A 1,123-nucleotide genomic window follows, 5' to 3' on the forward strand; every position below is an offset into this window, starting at 1 on the left:
AGATAATTCAAATCATCTTCACCAAAACTTTGCAACCGCAACTCGCTGACGATGGTAGGGTTACTAGGCTTGGTCGACATCCAACGCATCCATAACGATGGATGAAGGCGAGGAAGTGGACGGCGCGACGATCGAAACGTGTGGCGAAGCGTCTGAAATGCTTGAGCTTATTGAAAGCAGCGTTCGATGCGGTTGTAGATTGGACCTAGTATTGAAATCGGCACGGCTAAGATGGTGCGGATTACGAACTGGCAGAAGAGATTTCGCAATGTTGGAGAACAGAAATGGCAAAAAGAGCGCTCATCCTGCTTGAGGGCGCAAGTAATATGCCGCTATTCGTCCAGGGGGCCAAGCGTCTTGGTCTTCATCCAATTACTCTGTCGGCCGATCCAACTCGGTACGACTACCTTGCGGCGGAAGGAATTGACGTAATTCGTGTCGATACAAACGACCTCGATACACTGGTCCGTGAATGTTCCAGGCTGCATGCAACCTATGACGTTGCTGGCATCACCAGCGCCCAGGAGTCGGTCTATGCGACAGCTGGCAAGCTCTGTCGGCACTTCGACCTACCGGGACCGAACCCCGCATCAATTGAACAATGCTGCGACAAGCTCATCCAACGTCGGCTCCTCGCGCAGGCTGGCGTTCCCGTGCCCGCTTATCGCTCAGCAACGAATGGGGCGGATGTAGAAAACGCTGCCGCCGACATTGGTCTGCCCGTGGTTCTTAAGCCAGCCGTAGGCATCGGCAGCATCGGTGTACGATTGTGCCGCGATATCAAAGAGCTGGCCGAACATACGGCCTACCTGTTGGGCGCAAAGCACATATGGCGGTCATCGCCGAGGATACTGGTCGAAGAATTCGCACAAGGCCCTCATTTCAGCGCTCACATAATGGGAAATCAGGTCATTGGGATTACCGCCACCGACTTCGGCCCCCCACCGCATTTCGTCATTCGTGGGAGCATCCTGCCGGCTCCGCTGACTGATGACGAGCATGAGCGTATCGCCGATGTTTCGCTGAGCTGTTTGCGAGCTCTCGGCCTGAGCTGGGGCCCAACGAACATAGAGTTCCGGTGGACGAACCGGGGTCCAGTCGTAATTGAAGTCAATCCGCGCCT

1 protein-coding gene is annotated in these 1,123 nt (G+C 54.9%); it reads left to right on the forward strand.

Annotated elements, in window-relative coordinates:
* Positions 1–284 precede the first annotated feature (284 nt).
* Positions 285–1,123: ATP-grasp domain-containing protein (locus NKI95_RS34265; RefSeq protein WP_352722264.1), on the forward strand; the 839-nt coding region annotated here is incomplete at its 3' end.

The sequence above is a fragment of the Mesorhizobium sp. M0306 genome (assembly GCF_040321655.1).
Taxonomy (GTDB): domain Bacteria; phylum Pseudomonadota; class Alphaproteobacteria; order Rhizobiales; family Rhizobiaceae; genus Mesorhizobium.